This window comes from Rhizobium sp. 01T417 (assembly GCF_056398905.1).
In genome coordinates this window covers 110,495-127,684 of the sequence record NZ_JBFTQH010000005.1, presented here as the reverse complement: position 1 = coordinate 127,684, position 17,190 = coordinate 110,495, and the positions used below count along the sequence as shown (strand labels likewise).

Here is a 17,190-nt window from a genome sequence, read left to right as displayed (position 1 = left end):
CGTCGCCGAGGTCGGGAAATGCTTTAGCCATACGGTCGCGGATGGTCCGACCGGGGTCTGTCATTTCCATTTTGATTGGGCAGTCTCTGGAATGTCGATTGTGAATGCAGGGTCAAACCCGGTCTCCTCTTGGGGGTATCCCCGGGCATTCGAGACGACCCGCGTATTGCCGACCATGTAGTCGTTTCGATGATGGACATGACCGTGCACCCATAACGTCGGCCCGACGTCGCGGAGTAACTCTTCCATGTCCGAAGCATAGCAGGCACTGAGTGGATCGTGTCGAAAGCCCGGATCGATCGAACGCGGAGACGGAGCGTGATGGCTGACGACAACCGTCGCCTTTGTTCCCGCATGCTGGCGAAGTTCGCCTTCGATGAAACCTCGGGTCTCCACGTGCTTCCGGTAAGCGTCGATGGGTCCGAATTTGCGAAACGGTCTCTTCGAGAGTTTGATCCTCTTGAAGTCATTCATTCCCGATTGGGCGTATGACATGGCGACGCTTGGATTCCGCCCGTAAAGCCGGAAGTCCGTCCACAAGGTTCCGCCGATGAACCTGACACCTTCGAACTCGCAGGCGTCGTTTTCCAGAAAATGGAGGTTTTGTAGGCTGGCGGCGTATTCTCGGGCGTCGCGAATGCTCTCCTCGAGGGAGGCTCCGTAGGCGTCATGATTGCCTGCGATCACCACGACGGGAATTTGACCGGAGAAAGTTTCGACCAGCCAACGAAGGCCGGGAACGATGCCCTTCGTCGCAACGTCACCAGCGCAAACTAAGACATCGACGCCGTCGGGCGGGGTCTGCAAAAACGGCCGCCCGAACTCGAGGTGAAGGTCGCTCACCATCCAAAGTTTCATGCGCTCTGACCTCTCATGAACTCCGACATGCCAAACATACCGGTCACCAAGAGGGCGATGTGGTGGTCGACCCCGAGCCTCTTCCAAGCAAGTCGCATCCCGCCGATCAGCTCTACCTCCGCGACGAACTCTTCGGGTACATCGTGCAGCCCCTGCAACGATCGGGCCGGAACCGTGAAAGTCGAACCGTTTTGAAATTCAATGACGATCCTGCCTGCGGACCGGTCATAGTGGACCGCCCTGGGGACCGGGTGTGCCAATTGCGGTTGGGTAGTCCGCCCGCTTGCTATTAAAATGCGGCGTCCAAGCGGTCGGAAGCCGATTTCCGCAAGACCTGATCCCAAGGACTTTTGTCGGTCCGGTCCTGTCTTTTTGGCGCGGTTCTTTCGCCTTCTCGAACGCTTCAGCATGATCTACGCCCCCATCGCGCTGCGCGGCAGCTTCGCTAGACTGACGGTGGGTGCACGGTGCCGTTCCACGATCTCGGCGACTTCCTCGCCCGACAAGGTTCTCGTTTCCATCAGACGCTCTACGATCGCATCGAGAGCGATTCGACGGGATTGAATGACGGACCTCACGCGGCCGAATTCGCTCTCCAAGACGTCGTGAATACGCCTCCGGAACTCCGGGTTATACGCTCGCAACCGCTCCAGCTGTTCGACGGGGTCTTCCACGACAAGCGTATGCCCCATTCCGAGCGAGCCTTCCAACATGGTCGCAAGCTTCGTCGCCCTGTTGAGGTCTGCGGTTTCAGAGCCCGAAGCGCCGTCTGCGAACCAACCGAAGACTTCCATTTCGGCGGCGATCCCGCCGAGACAGCCCGCGATTGCGTTCAGATAGTCGACCCGCGTCTTCGGTCGAGCGTCGACGTGGTCGAACTTTACATAGCCCAATTGGCTGGGTTTACCTTCGATCCGGTACCGGGAAATCTTGATCTCGGACACCTCGCCGTGGCCGATGGCAATTGCGACAAGGGCGTGGCCAGCTTCATGGACAGCGAGAGCGCGAACGAAATCATCCGAAAGCTCTGATGACGCTGGCAGTTGAGCGATGACGTGGGTTCCCGATAGGACCTCAAGATTACGTCGCGCTGCCCGTCTGGCGTCACCAGCGAGTTGCTCAACATCGGCACCCGAGAAGCCCTCGGTCGCCATGCCGAACATCTCGGCCTGTGAGTGATCAAGCTCGATGCCGCTGTGGAATTTCAAAATCTTCAGTCGGGTTTGCATGTCGGGCAACGTGATCTGGCAATGGCGGTCCAGCCGTCCCGCACGCCGGATAGCCGGATCAAGGCTGTCCGGATAGTTGCACGCCGCGACGACAACCACACCCTCGCGGCCATGGAAGCCGTCCATGAGCTCGAGAAGGCCGGCGATCGCGGCCGTCATGTAGGCGCTGTTGTGATCACGGATGTCCCGGCGGCCAAAGGCGTCGATCTCGTCCACGAACAAGATGGACGGCGCTTTCGCCTTGGCTTCCTCGAAGGTCTTCCACATGGCCTTCAAAAAGTCGTCGAGCGACCCGGCACGTTGCCAGGTCGAAAAAGACCCGACGATGACGGATACGCCACAGCTGTTTGCCAGCGCACGCATGAACGTCGTCTTTCCAGTTCCCGTCGGACCGGAAAGCAAGACTCCGTCGTCCACGTCCGCCCACTGGATGCGGCCCGATCGGTAATCTTCTATATCCCGCGCGAGTTCATTCCCCCACTCCACCAACTCCGGTCCGTATCCGTGCATGTCCGCGAGTGTCGGCCCGGCAACCTTGGCCTCCGGAACAACGGTCGGCGTACCGGGTCGCGGATAATGCCTCAACCTCTGCAATGACAGCGTTGGCGACCGACCTTCCTGGAAGGCCTTGTCCAACCGCGGCCACGGCTCCGAGAGGAGCAGTTCGACGTCCCTGTCGATGATTGGCAACCCGAAACGCTTGAGGGCAGCCTCGACATGCCCTCTGGTCCGCACGGGGACATCCACCACCGCGTCTGCAAAGAGCCATGCTTCGTCATCCAGCTCCTTCTTGGGCTCTTTGAGGAAGATTGCCCGCTCATTTCGCAGGACTTCGAATTGGTCGCGACCGGAGTGGCGGCCGCCCCAATCGGAGACGAACGGCCGCGTTGTTCCCATGTTGTATTCGGCGATTCCCTTTAGAAAGACACTAGCCGCCGCAGTGTAGACGGGAAGGCTGCCTTCCTCCGGCAGGCAGAGGATCACCTTGAACTTCGCGTTCTTCCTGTTCCACAGCCTGGCTACCGCGGCGATCCCTGAAAAGGCGATATAGACCGGAAGGGTGATGAAGGTCTCGTCGTCAGGTAGACTGAGCTTCCACGGCGGGCGCGGCTTGCTTCTGGACGGCGGTGTCGAGTTTGCGATCTCGAGAAATTCCACGATATCCATCAATGCAAGCCCTCTGATGGGCCGACGTTCTCCCGCAGCCTCTCACTCCAGTATTCGGGGTCGACGCGCCCTTGGAGGCGGTACCAACGAGACAACGTCCGGGCGACGCCGCGGATCGGATCGAGATAGAACAATTCGCTGGAGAACGCTGGTTTGGCGTCGGAAATGACCGGGTGTCCAACCGGACGGCCAATCAAGCAGGGCACAGAGCGCATCCCCAATGTCCAACTGTTCATGGCGGCTTTTAGCGCTATCGCGTCGGCGCACCGATCGATGTTCTCGAGGTCGTCGGCAAGACGCCGCAGTTTCTCGATGAGTGCCGCTCCATGCGTTTCAAACCAAGCGCGAGAAATCGAATCATCGTACTGCATCGCCATTCTCCCGAATCTCATCCTCTTTTTTTGAGGCATATGGAGTCTTTTAGACTCTTTTTGCGATAAATAAAGACCCCATACGGTATGCGATTGACATTTTTTTAGAGCGCCGGCTTGTCGGGAGAATGAGGATACCCGCCCCACCCGACGCCCTCCGGGTCGCTCGCGCGCTTATGAACCTATCGCAGCGCGCCGCTGCCGAGGCCGCAGGCGTGCCGCACAGGTACCTTTCGATCGTCGAGACCTCGACTTCCCGGATCGGCACGAACCTCGAACTGGTCGACTTTTATACCGCGAGCGGAATTGTCCTCCTTGGCGAGGCTACCATCGGAAACGAGATCACACGCGCCGGAGCGCGGTGGTCGGCCCCGAGTTCGCCGGATATCGGCAAAGCCGAAAAAGCAAAGTTTCACGGTGAGGACACACGGGTATCCTTTCGGGCCGCGCGAGCTTTGCTGAACAGAGGGCAGGACGAGATCGCCGAATTGACAGGCTTGAGCCGAGCCACCGTCAAGAGCCTGGAATCCGGCAAGGCCTGGCAGGAGTCGCACCGGACGCTTCTGACCTTCTACGAAAGCGCCGGTGTCGAATTCCTCGGTTGGGGCGATCCGGTTTCCGACAGGTATTTCGGCATAGGCGTCCGCTGGTCTTCAAAGGCATCCGGGCTGGAGTATCCCTCGCATCCGGCCCCGTCATGATCGCTCGCGAGATAGCTCCCCAGGAGCACCGTAGAATTCGACCTGTGGCCGCCTCGATCGTCTACGCCCCGCCCGACGCCCTACGAGCGGCCAGGGCGCTAATGGGGCTCACGCAAACACAAACGGCGGGGGCTATCGGGATATCACGTGTATCGCTGGGCGCTTGCGAGACGGGATCGGATGCCACGTTGAAGACCATCGCCGCGTTGCGGGACTTCTACCAAAGGCATGGCATGATGTTTGTGGGAAGGACCGACTGGACCACAAACTTGGTGCAGGGCTCCGGCGCATGCTGGTCCCAGGCAGTGTTGCGCCGCTATGTGCTCCCCGGCGAAGCGAACTTCTCCGCCGCCAGGGCGCTGTTAGGGCTTGAACGGCGAGAGGTGGCCGAGGGCGCGCACCTGACGTCGCGACAGGTGGGAAACCTCGAAAACGGCGGGTCCTTTACCAAGAAGAGCCACGATTGCCTCCGCGATTTTTACGTGGACCGCGGAGTGGAGTTTTTGAGTGTCCTGGCGCTCAATCGGTTCGTTGGCCTCGGGGTGCGCCGTGCATCTGTTGAAGTGCCGCCGCCGGGACACCTTTGGGCAAACCGTGGCGATCACCTTTTCACGCGGATTCCGACCGTCTGGAAACGAAACCAGTACAATACGCGCCGATTTTGACCCGCATTTCGCATCGTGCTTTCCTCGGTCGGCATCCGGAACCGACTTGTGAAAGTGACAGCCATGGCCAAGCGCGCTCCGCGCAGAACCGAAAGCTCTCGGACGATCTCCGATCCGCACGGCGTCCACTCTTACCGTGACGTCTGCGAGCTCACGACCCTTTTCCGGCGGACGGCACGTGCCGCGGAAGTGGGCTGCGGTTCGGCCCGTGCCCGCCTCGGCCGAACGCCAGGGCGATAGAAGCGCGGGACGGGCATGGGTTCGCCATGGCAGGCAGCCACGCGAGTCGCGAAACGAAGAGAGGAACGTCGGATGGCAGGCGGGAAACGTTCGCGCCGGCGGGTGCCGGACAAACGGCGGTTGATCGCACGGGACCCGCGCGGCTTCTTCAGCATGAAGGAGACGTGCGAAATCACCTCGCTGTCCAGGGGTACGATCGACCGGCTGGTGGACAGGAAGATGTTTCCCCAAAAGGTCCCGCTGACGGACGATCCGAACGGCCGCAAGGGCTTCCGGGTTTTCGAGGTCCTCGAGTGGATGGCCAACCGGGGTTGACGCCGCCTGGGCTGCGTCTATCCGGGGGGACTCCGGCCTTATCGAGCGCGAGGAAGAGCTCGTGCGCCCCCGCCACCAGTCCCATGACGATCGCGTCCAGCGACAAGGAAAAAAGCTTGCCGGGCGTTTCCATCCATTGCCGCTGCCACGGAACTGCATGAAACGGGCTGTAAGCCACCAGCTTCAGCAACCCGGTGGGAACGTTTCGGATCACGACCCAGGTCGGTGGGACGTAGTCTTCCTGCCGACCGTCGTCGTCGACATAGCGGCCGCCGCCGACGTACCGCATTCGCGTCGGCCTGCTCGTCTCGACGACGGCAAGACCGATCGGCACGCCGAAAACGGACACGAAGGTCGGACGGAGCGGGGACCACGACGGGAAAGCGCCCTTGCCTCGCGCTGCCCCGTCCTCGGCGGTGTCGATCGGTGTCCGGACGAACCTCCTGATCGCCGGCGCGATCGCGACGTGGTGGCCGTTCTCCGGTGATTCCAGCCGCTTGAATAGGTCGCTCGTGAACCGCAGGCACTTCTCGAGGCCGCCCTTCGAGCAGGCCATGTCGACCAGCCCCCTTCTTATGCGCGGCTTCAGATAGTATCCGTCGACGCCGGGTTCGGCGCGCCGCAACGCCTGCGCGGCGGGTTTGACGAGCTGGTGAAGGCGTCTGCTGTCCTGGAAATCCGCGAGGGTTGGGGGGCCCTGCGGCTTCGGCTTCCATCGCGTGACGCGCGCGTGCTCTGTCGTGTCTCCTCGCTTCCAGCCATCCTTCACTCCGGGCGACGCCGGCGGCAGCGCCGGCTTCAGGCGGGCGCGTTCCGCCTCGCTCTTGCGCCAGTAGCCGCGGCCGGGACGGGGTATCTCGAGCGCGCCGCAAATCCGGCCGAAGTATTCGTCCGAGACCCTCAGCAGGGTGCCCGCCTCCTTGCCCGGCACCGACCACGCCAGGTCGTACAGCTCTTGCCTGGATATCTCGTTGTCATCCCTGCGGCTCGCCATGCCCGCCTCCCGTCGCACGTTTGCCTACTCGGCATTGTCTGGATCATCCGCCTGGAAGCCGGCGGCGGAACCGTCGATCACCCGGAACAACCTGTCGGTGAATTGCCGCATCGCCTTCCGGCACGGCGCGATGAAACGGTCCTGGTTGTAGTCCTTGCGTTTCCGGTGTCCGATGACATAGTCCGCGGTCTTCTCGTCGACGCCCAGCTTCGATAGCGCCGTGCGGACCACCCGTCGCAGGTCGTGCAACCAAAAGCGGTCCATCGCCGATCCGGGCAGGAGTTTACCGAACTCCTCCTCCACCCGCGCGCGGAAGTCGTCCATGTCGTACCCGGTGTAGGGCGTCTGGCCGTTCGTCACGCTGAAAACGCAGTCTCCCCAGCCCTCCGGCTGGCCGCGCCGCAGTTCCTCCAGCAAGGCGATCGCCTCGTCGGTAAGGACGACGTACAGTTCGAAGAGCTCGTCCCCGTGCTTCACGCGTTCCCTCGGAATCGTCCAGAGCTTTTTCTCGATGTTGATTTCCGACCACCGGATGCCCTCGCACTCGTCCCTGCGCCGTCCCCCTGTCAGGAGGACCAGCCTGTACATCGGCCCGTCCGGGTAGTCCATCGCCACCGACGCTCGCCAGTACGCGCGCAGCTCGGCCACGTCGAGTGTTCTCTCGCGAACTCCACGCGCCAGCTGCATCGACTCGGCTGTGACGTCGGCGACGGGGTTGCCCGTCACGTTGCCCGGCAGGCCGTAACCTTGGTACCTGGCCGCACCGTTCACCCAGACGAAGAACCCCTTGATCAGGCCGAGCGCCTCCAACGCCCGGCCGGGAACGCCCCTGCCGCGGATGTCGTCGATCAGCATGCCCACGTCGGCTTTCGTGACGTCGGCGAGGGCCTTGTCGATCCAGCCGTTGCGTTTCGGATTGAGGAATTCCGCGCGAAGGCAATTGGCGTCCGCCGCAGCATGGCAGTTGCGTGTCCGGTTGGGCAGCCAGGCGATGTGGTCCTCCATCGCCGACCGGAAAGTCCTGCGCGCGTCCACGAGCGCCTCCCGCTCGCGCCGCTTGGCCTCCTGCCTCGGGTCCAGCCCGCGGTCGAGCATCCCGTTCCATTCTTCCGCGACCTCGCGCGCGCGGGCCAGCGTCGTCATCGGATACTTCCCGATCTTGAGGCGGGTCGGGTCCCGCTCGCCGGGACACCGGACGATCAGCTCGAACACCTTGTCCCGTCGCCCGACCCGGAGGAACAGGTTCGGGACTTTTCCGTCGGGCCACTCCCGGCGCTTTTCCTTCTTCTTGAGGCGGAGGTCCTCTATCCGGTCGGTGTCCAATGCGCGTGCTCTGGTCATGGCGACACTCCTCGTCGGGTCAACGGTTGGTCAACGAAGTGGCGGCCGGAGGGATTTCCGGCGTCCAACGAGGAAAGCGCCGGACGCCGTCGAACGCAACGATTTCAGCGGGTTCGAGCAGTATGGTGACCATGGGCACTTTTGCCCAATGAGTTCCCGCGCCTCATAACCGCTTGGTTGGGGGTTCGAGTCCCTCCGGGCCCACCAGTTCTTTCTTGTCCAGCCCGGAGACATAGGTAACAAAACGTACCTACCACATGGGTGACAACCTCGTGCCGAACGGGTTGCCGATGGTTTGCAAGGTCCTCTGCTCGAGGTCGATATATCCGAGATCATAGTGCATGAAGCTGACGAGCCAAATGCCGTCGTCGACCTCCTTGATTCCCAGTTTCTGTCCGGCCAGCACGGTCGAGATGTTGATCGTCTTGCGGTAGATGCAGATGCGGCCGCAATGGGTCACCAGCGCGTCACGGTCGTGGAACGGATAATTGATCTCCGGCAGCCCGTTATATCGGCGCGCCGATGGCGTGTGGAGATCGAGCGGCACCTTCATCGCCAGGGCTTCATGCGGCCGCTCGGTATTGAATTCGCTGACGAACGCATCGAAGCGGACCTGTTGCTGCAGGATATTTCTGCCAGGTGGCCTGGTCGCCTCTTTCTTCAGCGTCAGGTGCATGCGCTCATGCCGGCCATTCTCTTGCGGATGGCCGGGCCTGATGCGCTCGAGCGCGATGCCGAGCCGCAGCCACCAGACTGACAGCTTCGACAGATTGTAGAGGCCGTTGGGGTTGGCGAACGGCAGGCCGTTGTCACTGCGGATCGCGCTTGGCAGGCCATGTTCGGCAAACAATCGGCGGAACGCCTCGAACACCCCCACCTCCTTTGTCGATTCGAAGGCTTCACAGGCAAGCAGGTAGCGTGACGCCTGGTCGGTGACCGTCAGCGGGTAACAGTAGCGGCCATCGCCGAGTTTGAACTCGCCCTTGAAGTCGGTGCACCACAGGTCGTTCGGCGAAAGGGCCTGTGATAAGGCCGTTCCTTCTGCCCGATAACGGTGCCGCTGGCGGGCATGAGCGACCAGCCCGTACCGGTCAAGCACCGCTCTTCGACGGCACGCGCACATCGCCGGCCAGACGCTTCACGAGCAGTTCTCTGATCTTCCTGGCACCCCGATGCGGCTTCTCCTTCTTGAGCGGCACGATCATTGCCTCGACCGGCTCGGGCAACTGGTTGGCGTAACGCACCGGCCGTCGAGACCGATCCGTCAGCGCCTCCAGGCCGTCGTCCTCGTAGCGATTGAAGATTTTGTAGCCGGTCTTGCGCGAGATGCCGAACTCCCGGCACACATCGCTCATGCCTTCGCCCTCCAGCAGGCGGGCGACAAATCGTAGACGTTCCTCCATCACCGAAGTCTCTCTCCACGGCATCAACACCTCCCGCCAAAAGCGAAAAGTGTTACCCATGTCTCCGGTACAAAACGTCACCTATCTCTCAGGTCGGGCATCTTCCGATCCCATCCGCCGACATATCTCCCTTCCACAACCGCACACCGTTGGCTTCGATTTCATCGACGTTTCCGAGCCTCGGAGAGCCGAAATTTGATCCTTTTCGGCGCTAGTCCGACGCACCGACTATTGCCATTTTGCAACGCAGCGGCGTTTAGGAGCGCAATATGAGTGGATTCTTATATTAGAGAGGTTGCCACGCCGATGCAGCTGCACATAGGCTCCAGTCTCGAAGGGAGACGGGCCGATGCAATGGATTTCGTGGCACCGACCGATGCTGACATCGAAAATCACCGACCTGATCGATCGCATCCTGGAGTGCTGGTGCGACGAACATGGACATCACACCGGAAGTGTTGAAGCACGCCGAAAGGCAAACAGCCTGCTCCAATGGATCGAACTCGGCGTCACGGATGAACGGGAACTTTCGGACCTGATCCGCGACGACATCGTGATCGGCGCGCAGTAGACTGAACGGCTACCGCAAGGCCAGCATCCGTCGTGCACCAGACCGATGTCTCGTTCTTGCGCGGCTTGGCTATGCACTACCCTACCTATCTCTGTGATGATATGCACAATCGCCGCGCGGCTCACTTCATGGACGCGGCCCTTATGCCCAGCTTTGTGACGTCAAACGGACGATGAGATGAGCAAGCTTCTTTTGGCCCTTGCGCCTACTTTGTTGTTGGCGCTGTCAGTTTCTCCTACTGCTCTCGCGAAGACACGCCCGCTCTCAGAGATAACCAAGAAAACCGAAGCCCGAATTCTACGCGACAATCTGAAACCCAATGTCGCGTGCTACAAGGAAATCTTGGAGGACTTTCAAGAGCGGAAGATCAAGAAGGCGGACATATACGTCACCTTCGACGATCCCCAGGTTGAGGGCATTGGGATCGGGATAGCGGAGACTGACGAAAACTACTCTTGCGAAGGTGGCGAGATGAGAGCTTGGGAAGCCGGGAAGTACGAGGTCGTAAAGAAATTCCGTTAGGCACGTTGTCGGCCGGTCTATCGCCGATACGCTAGCTCCCTTGTTTGTCGGGCTCTTAATCGGGTTGGGCTACAAGCAAACCAGCCAAAACCCTTTAGCTGACGCAATAAATGGCGAGCGCCAAGGTTGGCACGTTAGTTAAGTTCATGAGGGTTTTGATGCTCGACCCGCCGTGTTCTTGGCTTCGGCTAAAGAAGGGCGCGCAAGAGTCATCGCGGTTTTCCGCTCACCGTCTGGTGTCTGGGTTTACCGTTGGGCGGCCTTCTTCGAAGCTTGTCAGTATCAACTGGGGAAGACAATGCCGTCAAAAAGCTTCCTTGACGTCCTGATAGTCCCTGCGCCCTTCACTCTGCCGTCTGGGCCTAGATCGAGGAACACCTCCATGTCGCCGGTTGGGTGCTCAATCACGTAGCGGCCGTCGCTGGGCGCTTCGACAAGGCCGTGTGCGGGAGAACCGACGAGGCGAGTGGGTACCTAAGCACAATCTCGTGCTGCGTGGCGTCATCGGGGTCTTCCCTCCTGCCCACCAGTCTCAAATGCCATCAGGCCGGGTCAAGCAGGAAGCTCTTGCCTCACACGGGAGAGCCGAGAGGTCAGCCTACCCGTTGGTGATCCTCTCGAGCCCTCGGGGAGCCCGAAGGCGCCCTTGCGTGTCCTTTTTGGCGGAAGGACGAGAACAACTTAGACAGAGCATGCCCGCTTGGAAAGTTGGACCAAGGTCCGATCGGAAGGAGGGAGGCTGCAGGAGGGTTGGTCCGCGACATCCTAAAGCCTCCCTCATCCTTCGGGGCAGAAGGACAAGGGTCAGTTAGCGCTGGCCCAATGCTTGGGTAGTTGGACTTAGGTCTGACGAATTCGCCGCCATCTTGCGAATCGAATCGGCAGTGCCGCGCGTCGGTCACACCCGGCGCACCGAAGCCCTTGAAAGTAGAGGGAGATTATAGCCAGATACCAAGTCCTATTGGTAATCCGGGCCAAGCGCGCCACCTTCACTCAATGCCGCGTTCGCCGCCGTTCCGCCGTCTTACCTAGCCGGCAGCGGAACCTAGCGACGACAACGACGTTTCGTGCTCACTGTGGATCAGAGAACGACTCATAAATCGCAACCCCGCAACGAACCGGCGACGTCGCAACTTAATGGGGCGTCGACTGCCGACGGCTTGGTTTTCACAGCGAGCCTGGAGACCGGCATCAGCAGGCAGGCGGGCAAAAAGGGATTTGTCTATTACGACGCCGGTGGCATCCGTATCACGGAGCCATCGGAGCTCGATCGCATCTCCGCGCTTGCCATTCCCCCGGCCTATACCGAGGTCCTGATTTCTGCCGACCCCCATTCCCACCTGCAGGCCACTGGCCGCGACGCTCGCGGCCGCAAGCAATACCGCTACCATCCCAAATGGACTGCCGAGCGGGAAAAGAGCAAATTCGAGCGGCTTGCCGACTTCGGCTCGGCGCTTCCCGCGATCCGGAAGAAGGTGGATTCAGACCTCCGACGCCGGGCACCCAACATCGACAAGGCGCTCGCAACAATCGTCTGGCTGCTCGATAATCTCTTCATCCGCGTCGGCAATGCGAGCTACGCCGCGGAGAACGCTTCCTATGGCCTGACGACGCTGCGCAACAAGCATGTGAAAATATCAGGGTCGAGCATTCACTTCCGCTTCAAGGGCAAGTCAGGAAAGGAATGGCGCCTCAGTCATAGCGACCGTCGCATCACGCGCGCCGTGCAGATGCTCCAGGAGCTGCCCGGGCAACAGCTTTTCCAGTACATCGATGACGATAGTGTCTGCCACCCCATCCAATCACAGGACGTCAACAGCTACATACGGCAAGCATCCGGAGCCGATTTCACGTCCCGCCAATTCCGCACTTGGGGAGCAACGCAAATGGCTGCGACCGGGCTGGCTTCGCTTGAACCACACGAAAGCCAGCGAGGGCGCGCCCGGCAGGTGAATGAAGTCATCGACGCAATTGCCGCGCGCCTGGTCAACACGCGCGCAGTATGCCGGTCGTCCTATATCCATCCAAAGATATTCGAAAGCTTTGAGACCGGCGACCTTGCCAGTCTCGCCAACGCCCGACCGAGCCGAAGCGTGCGACTGCTGCGCTGGATGAATCAGGAGGAGATCGCCGTGCTCCGCTGGCTCAAGGCGCTCAATGGGCACTGACTCTATCTGTCCGCGCGCAATGGAACCAAACGGCTGCTCACACCGTTATGGAGGATTGCCGCGAATGCGGCCACGGGAGATGGCGCCAGGGCGCCAGGGCGCGAATGGCACGTCAGACGTATTGGAAGGGTTATCTCAAACTGTCACTCGTCACGGCCGCAGTGTCCCTGACACCGGCGACGACGGATAGCAACCAGCTTCGATTTCACGTCCTGAACCGAAAGACGAAGAACCGCGTCGAAAGCCGCTACGTCGACAGCGTCACCCGCAAGCCGATCGCCGACAAGGATCAGGCCCGAGGTTATCCGCGTGGCGAGGACGACTATGTGATTCTCGAGGACAAGGAACTCGATGAAGTCGGGCTCGAAAGCACGAAGACGATCGACATCGACACTTTCGTGCCGCGCGGCTCGATCGATTGGATCTGGTACGACAAACCACATTTTCTGACGCCGGAGGACAAGGTCGGCACCGAAGCCTTCTGCGTGATCCGCGAATCGATGAAGGCAAACGATGTCGTCGGCGTTGCGCGACTTGTTCTCTACCGACGTGAGCGCGCCGTCCTCCTGGAGCCGCAGGGCAAGGGCATCATCCTCTGGACACTGCATTTCGGCGACGAAGTTCGCCCGCCGGCCGCGACACTTGATAGCCACGGCAAAGTGGATGACACGGTGCTCTCCATGATGAAGAAGCTGGTCAAGGATCGAACGGAGGATTGGCAGCCCGCCATGGTGCAGGATCCGATCCAGAAGCGCTTGCGAGCCATGATCCGTGCGAAGCAGAAGAGCCTTGTCAAAGCCACACCGCCTTCATCCAAGCGGCCGGCATCCAAGCCGACGGGCAATGTCGTCAACATCATGGACGCCCTGAAAAAGAGCCTCGCCAAGGAAACGGGACGCCCGAAATCTCATTGAGAGACCGCAGCCGCCTCCGCTACTTTCGCTTCTCAAGGGGAACGGCGGCGGCAAAGAAATCCGCCCATGGATCGCTGCGCAAGGCATCGAGACGTGCCGGAGCGTTGTCGACCGTGAAATAGGCCGGACCGATTTCATCGGTCAGTTCGTTCCACTCAAGCGGCATCGAAACAGCAGCGCCGGGCCGCGCACGCGTCGAATAGGCGGCGACGGCCGTGTTGCCGCGACCGTTGCGCAGATAATCGATGAAGATCTTGCCGTTCCGCTTCGCCTTCGTGGCGGTCGCGAGATACTTGTCGGGGTGATCCCTGGACATGCCGTCGGCCAGCGCCTTGGCGAAAGCCTTGACCGGCGCCCAGCCGGCCTTCGGTTTGAGCGGGCTTACGACGTGCAGCCCCTTGCCGCCGGAGGTTTTGACAAAGGCCGCCAGGCCCGCGGCTTCCAAATGCTCCTTCAATTCGTAGGCAGCGGCGATCACCTCGGCCCAGCTAACGTCTTCGGCCGGGTCAAGGTCCATCGTGATCATGTCCGGTCGCTCCCAACTCGCCGTCGTCGCCCCCCAGGGATGGATCTCCAGCACGGCCGATTGGACGAGCGCGACCATCCCGTCGAAGTCGGTGATGCGCAGCAACTTCTCGCCGCCCCTGTCCTTCGGATCGGTGATCTGCTCGATATTGGCGTTCATGCCTTTCCAGGCATGCTTCTGGAAAAACCGCTGATGGCCGGCAATGCCGTCGGGGCAACGCAATAATGCCAATGGCCGCTTGGTCACATAGGGCTCAATGAAGCGCCATACCCGTGCGTAATAGCTGACCAGTCCCTGTTTGGTGATCCCCTCCTCCGGCCAATAGATCCGATCGGGATGGGTGAGCGTGACGCTGGATTGAGGCAGTTCCTGCGCAGTCGTCGTTGTTGCTTCGGGCATAACTTCTTCTGGCGCCTTGTCTTCTCTCAACCCGCGAAACGCGGCGTGCCGCAAATTGTTGTCCGCCGACCATGCCTGAAACTCAACCTCGGCAACAAGCTTCGGTTTCACATAGACCAGCCCGCGACGCTCCTCGGGGGTGAGCTCGTCGTCGAAAGAACTCTCCGTCTGCTCCATCGCCGACAGCGTGTCATAGAGTTCGTGCGCGACATTGACGCTGAAGCCCGTTCCGACCCGGCCAACATGCTCCAGCTTTCCCTTGCGGTAAACGCCCATTGCCAGCGAGCCAATCGCGTTGTTCATCGCACTCGAAGGCACATAGCCGCCGATCACCAGCTCCTGCCGTTGCAGGCATTTCGATTTGACCCAGTCGCTGGTACGTCCCGACACGTACTCGCTGTCAGCCAGTTTCGAGATAATGCCTTCGAGCCCGAGCTGGCGCGCGTGTTCCAGCACAACGGCACCCTTCTCGGTAAAATGCTCGCTATAGCGAAGTCGCGCGTCGACGTCGGCGAGCAGGTCCGCGAGCAAGGCCTTGCGATTGGTCAGTGACACTTGCTGCAGGTCGTATCCATCGAGGTAAAGCAGATCGAAGGCATAGAACACGAACCGATCGTGCCGGGCTTTGCTAAGGTCATTCTGCAAGGCCGAAAAGTCCGAGGCGCCGGTTTCACGCTCGACGACGATTTCACCGTCGAGGATCGCCGCCTTCGCCGGCAGTGCCGTGAAGGCCGCGACGATTTCCGGGCCAAATTTGTCGGTCCAGTCGAGCCCGCTGCGGGTCAGCAGAGTGGCTTTGCCCTTCTCAAGCCGAACCTGCAACCGGTACCCATCGAACTTGATCTCGTGAATCCACCCTTCTCCCGACGGAGGCTTGGCCTTGAGCTTGGCAAGTTCAGGCTCGATGAAGGCGGGCAACGCCGCCTTCTCGGCCCCCTTCGGCCACACCTGACGTTTCGGTCTTGCTTGATTCGCTGCGGGCTTTGAAGAGGCGGACTTTAACGCTCCCTTGGGATGGGAGTTCCAGGTGGCGTCAGGGTGCTTCGCCACCTCCTCGATCTTGCGGCCCGTTTTCACCGATTCAGGTCGCTGCTTGAGAATGTCTCCCTTGTGGCTGGCCTCGGCATCCTCAGCCTTGATCAGCAACCAGTTTTCCTGGCGTTCACCCGGCTTGCCATGCATGCGGACCAGATGCCAGCGGCCGCTCAGTTTCTCGCCGTCAAGGTCGAATTCGAGATGGCCCTTCTTATAGCCCCTGTGCGGATCGCCATTTGGCGTCCATGTGCCGCGATCCCAAACCAGCACCGTGCCGCCTCCGTACTGGCCTTTCGGGATGATGCCTTCGAAGTCGCCATAATCAAGCGGGTGGTCCTCGACATGGACGGCAAGGCGCTTTTCATCGGGGTTGAGGCTTGGACCGCGCGTAACGGCCCAGCTTTTCAGCACGCCGTCGAGCTCGAGCCGGAAGTCATAGTGGAGCCTCGACGCGTCGTGCTTCTGAATGACAAAACGGAGCGCGGCCTGCGTTGGAGGCTTGCCGACACGCCTGCTCCCGCGCGGCTCCGGTGTTACCTTGAAATTGCGTTTGGCTTGATAGGCCTGCAGAGCCATCGTCAGCTCGCCTTCGTCTGTCCGCTATCTGCCCGCGCTGCCTTTCCGGCTCGCGGCTTGGCGCTCAGCTTGGCGCTCTGGCGCAGAGCGTCCATGAGATCGATGACCTTGCCCTGCGGCTTCGGCTTGGCCTTCGGTAGCTCCCTGCCCTCGATCTTCGCCTTGACCAGCTCCGAGAGCGCCATCTCGTATCGATCCTCGTATTCCTGTGGAACGAAGGTGCCTTTCTTTGTGCCGATGATGTGCCCGGCCAGTTCGAGCATTTCCTTGTCGAATTTCATCTCCGGAATGTCCTTGAAGACCGTCTCCGGCTTGCGCACCTCGTAATCGAAGCTCAGCGTCGTTGCGATGATATAGTCGTCCTGCGGCCGGATCAGGACGGTACGGTTGCGGCGGAAGAGCACTGCTTCCGCGATCGCGGCGACCTTCTGATCGCGCATGGCGCGGGCGATCAGACCGAGCGCCTCCTCATCATCCTCGCTGACGGGCGCCAGGTAGTAGGGCTTGTCGAAATAGAGCTTGTTGATCTCGCTGTAGGGTACGAAATTCTGGACGTTGAGGACCTTGTCGCTTTCCGGCATGACGCCAGCCATCTCCTCGCCCTCGATGACGATGTATTCGCCATTGTCCAGCTGGTATCCCTTGACCTGGTCATCCCGCTCAACCGCCTTGCCCGTCTCGCTATCGACGAACTGCCGCTCCACCCGATGGCCGGTCTTCCGGTTGATGATATTGAACGAGATGCGGTCCGAGGTCGAAACCGCCGTATATAATCCTACGCTGCAGACAAGGTCTCCGACCTTGAGATGGCCTTTCCAGCTTGCCCGCGCTGCCATGACATTCCCCCTCAGTTGTCGTTTTGCAGTTTGCGTTTGCGTCGCTGGTCAATGGCTATGATCTTCTCGACGGAGGCGATGTCGTCGCTGGTGACGACTGGAACCGGATCGGACGCGATCGCCTCCAGGACTTCGTCCGAGAGTCCCCCATTCCGAATAACCCATTCCAGCGTCTCACGAGTCTGACGCTCGGCCTTGAGCTGAGCATAAAGCGCGATGATCAGCCTATCCCGGGCATCCACCTGCTTGCTCTTGCGATCAATTTTCCGGATCTGAGGCACCTGATCACCCGCCTGCTTCGGCAACGAAGGGATTCAATGGATTGGAAGCGAAAAAGTTCCGGCGCACCGCCGCGAGCG

The 17,190-nt window shown here is 60.6% G+C and carries 15 protein-coding genes and 1 pseudogene; 6 read left to right on the top strand and 10 right to left on the bottom strand.

All coding sequences use genetic code 11. The annotated features are described in order from the left end of the window. Nucleotides 1–60: 60 nt before the first annotated feature. The 4 genes from AC1DPR_RS07705 to AC1DPR_RS07690 are packed head-to-tail and all read right to left on the bottom strand — an operon-like array spanning nt 61 to nt 3,625. Complete coding sequence (locus tag AC1DPR_RS07705; RefSeq protein WP_477816061.1) at nt 61–858, bottom strand: metallophosphoesterase; 798 nt, start codon at nt 856–858, stop codon at nt 61–63. Further along, nucleotides 855–1,268: a DUF2442 domain-containing protein gene (locus tag AC1DPR_RS07700; RefSeq protein WP_477816060.1), complete on the bottom strand. Its 414-nt coding sequence runs from the start codon at nt 1,266–1,268 to the stop codon at nt 855–857. The genes AC1DPR_RS07705 and AC1DPR_RS07700 overlap by 4 nt, the downstream gene beginning before the upstream one ends. Before the next feature lie 3 nt (nt 1,269–1,271). Then, nucleotides 1,272–3,254 (bottom strand): AAA family ATPase, encoded by a 1,983-nt coding sequence (locus AC1DPR_RS07695; protein ID WP_477816059.1) that lies wholly within the window; start codon nt 3,252–3,254, stop codon nt 1,272–1,274. Then, the gene (locus AC1DPR_RS07690) at nt 3,254–3,625 is read right to left on the bottom strand and encodes a hypothetical protein (RefSeq protein WP_477816058.1); all 372 of its coding nucleotides are present in this window, start codon (nt 3,623–3,625) and stop codon (nt 3,254–3,256) included. Before AC1DPR_RS07690 ends, AC1DPR_RS07695 begins: the two co-directional genes overlap by 1 nt. A gap of 128 nt (nt 3,626–3,753) precedes the next feature. Between AC1DPR_RS07690 and AC1DPR_RS07685 the strand changes: the two genes are divergently transcribed. Both AC1DPR_RS07685 and AC1DPR_RS07680 read left to right on the top strand, forming a co-directional pair. Further along, on the top strand, nt 3,754–4,326 hold the full coding sequence (locus AC1DPR_RS07685; protein WP_477816057.1) for an XRE family transcriptional regulator: 573 nt from the start codon (nt 3,754–3,756) through the stop codon (nt 4,324–4,326). Then, on the top strand, nt 4,323–4,991 hold the full coding sequence (locus tag AC1DPR_RS07680) for a helix-turn-helix domain-containing protein (RefSeq protein ID WP_477816056.1): 669 nt from the start codon (nt 4,323–4,325) through the stop codon (nt 4,989–4,991). The genes AC1DPR_RS07685 and AC1DPR_RS07680 overlap by 4 nt, the downstream gene beginning before the upstream one ends. A 412-nt stretch (nt 4,992–5,403) precedes the next feature. On the opposite strand, the gene AC1DPR_RS07675 is transcribed toward AC1DPR_RS07680, so the two are convergent. The 3 genes and pseudogenes from AC1DPR_RS07675 to AC1DPR_RS07665 form a co-directional block, all read right to left on the bottom strand. Beyond that, complete coding sequence (locus tag AC1DPR_RS07675) at nt 5,404–6,540, bottom strand: hypothetical protein (RefSeq protein ID WP_477816055.1); 1,137 nt, start codon at nt 6,538–6,540, stop codon at nt 5,404–5,406. Nucleotides 6,541–6,564: 24 nt separating this feature from the next. Continuing rightward, nucleotides 6,565–7,881, bottom strand: a complete 1,317-nt coding sequence (locus tag AC1DPR_RS07670; RefSeq protein ID WP_477816054.1) for a tyrosine-type recombinase/integrase — start codon at nt 7,879–7,881, stop codon at nt 6,565–6,567. 250 nt (nt 7,882–8,131) lie between these two features. Beyond that, nucleotides 8,132–9,308 (bottom strand): annotated as a pseudogene (locus tag AC1DPR_RS07665) (integrase core domain-containing protein). Nucleotides 9,309–9,633: 325 nt separating this feature from the next. Here AC1DPR_RS07665 and AC1DPR_RS07660 point away from each other — a divergent pair. The 4 genes from AC1DPR_RS07660 (at nt 9,634) to ku (AC1DPR_RS07645) (ending at nt 13,459) form a co-directional block, all read left to right on the top strand. Further along, nucleotides 9,634–9,855, top strand: a complete 222-nt coding sequence (locus tag AC1DPR_RS07660) for a hypothetical protein (protein WP_018116593.1) — start codon at nt 9,634–9,636, stop codon at nt 9,853–9,855. Between the two features lie 177 nt (nt 9,856–10,032). Continuing rightward, nucleotides 10,033–10,377, top strand: a complete 345-nt coding sequence (locus tag AC1DPR_RS07655) for a hypothetical protein (protein WP_477816053.1) — start codon at nt 10,033–10,035, stop codon at nt 10,375–10,377. Nucleotides 10,378–11,537: 1,160 nt separating this feature from the next. Continuing rightward, complete coding sequence (locus tag AC1DPR_RS07650) at nt 11,538–12,545, top strand: DNA topoisomerase IB (RefSeq protein WP_018857140.1); 1,008 nt, start codon at nt 11,538–11,540, stop codon at nt 12,543–12,545. Between the two features lie 104 nt (nt 12,546–12,649). Further along, entirely contained in the window at nt 12,650–13,459 is an 810-nt protein-coding gene (ku, locus tag AC1DPR_RS07645; protein ID WP_018857141.1) for a non-homologous end joining protein Ku, read from the top strand. Between the two features lie 19 nt (nt 13,460–13,478). Here ku (AC1DPR_RS07645) and ligD read toward each other — a convergent pair whose 3' ends face one another. Genes ligD through AC1DPR_RS07630 form a run of 3 tightly spaced genes read right to left on the bottom strand, consistent with a single transcriptional unit; the run spans nt 13,479 to nt 17,112 of the window. Beyond that, a complete protein-coding gene (gene ligD, locus AC1DPR_RS07640) occupies nt 13,479–15,995 on the bottom strand; it encodes a DNA ligase D (RefSeq protein ID WP_113471563.1) in 2,517 nt (838 codons plus the stop codon). A gap of 2 nt (nt 15,996–15,997) precedes the next feature. Next, nucleotides 15,998–16,831 carry a non-homologous end joining protein Ku gene (gene ku / locus AC1DPR_RS07635; RefSeq protein WP_018857143.1) on the bottom strand — a complete coding sequence of 278 codons (834 nt, stop codon included), beginning with the start codon at nt 16,829–16,831 and terminating at the stop codon, nt 15,998–16,000. 11 nt (nt 16,832–16,842) lie between these two features. Continuing rightward, on the bottom strand, nt 16,843–17,112 hold the full coding sequence (locus AC1DPR_RS07630; RefSeq protein ID WP_026371785.1) for a hypothetical protein: 270 nt from the start codon (nt 17,110–17,112) through the stop codon (nt 16,843–16,845). Nucleotides 17,113–17,190: the final 78 nt, after the last annotated feature.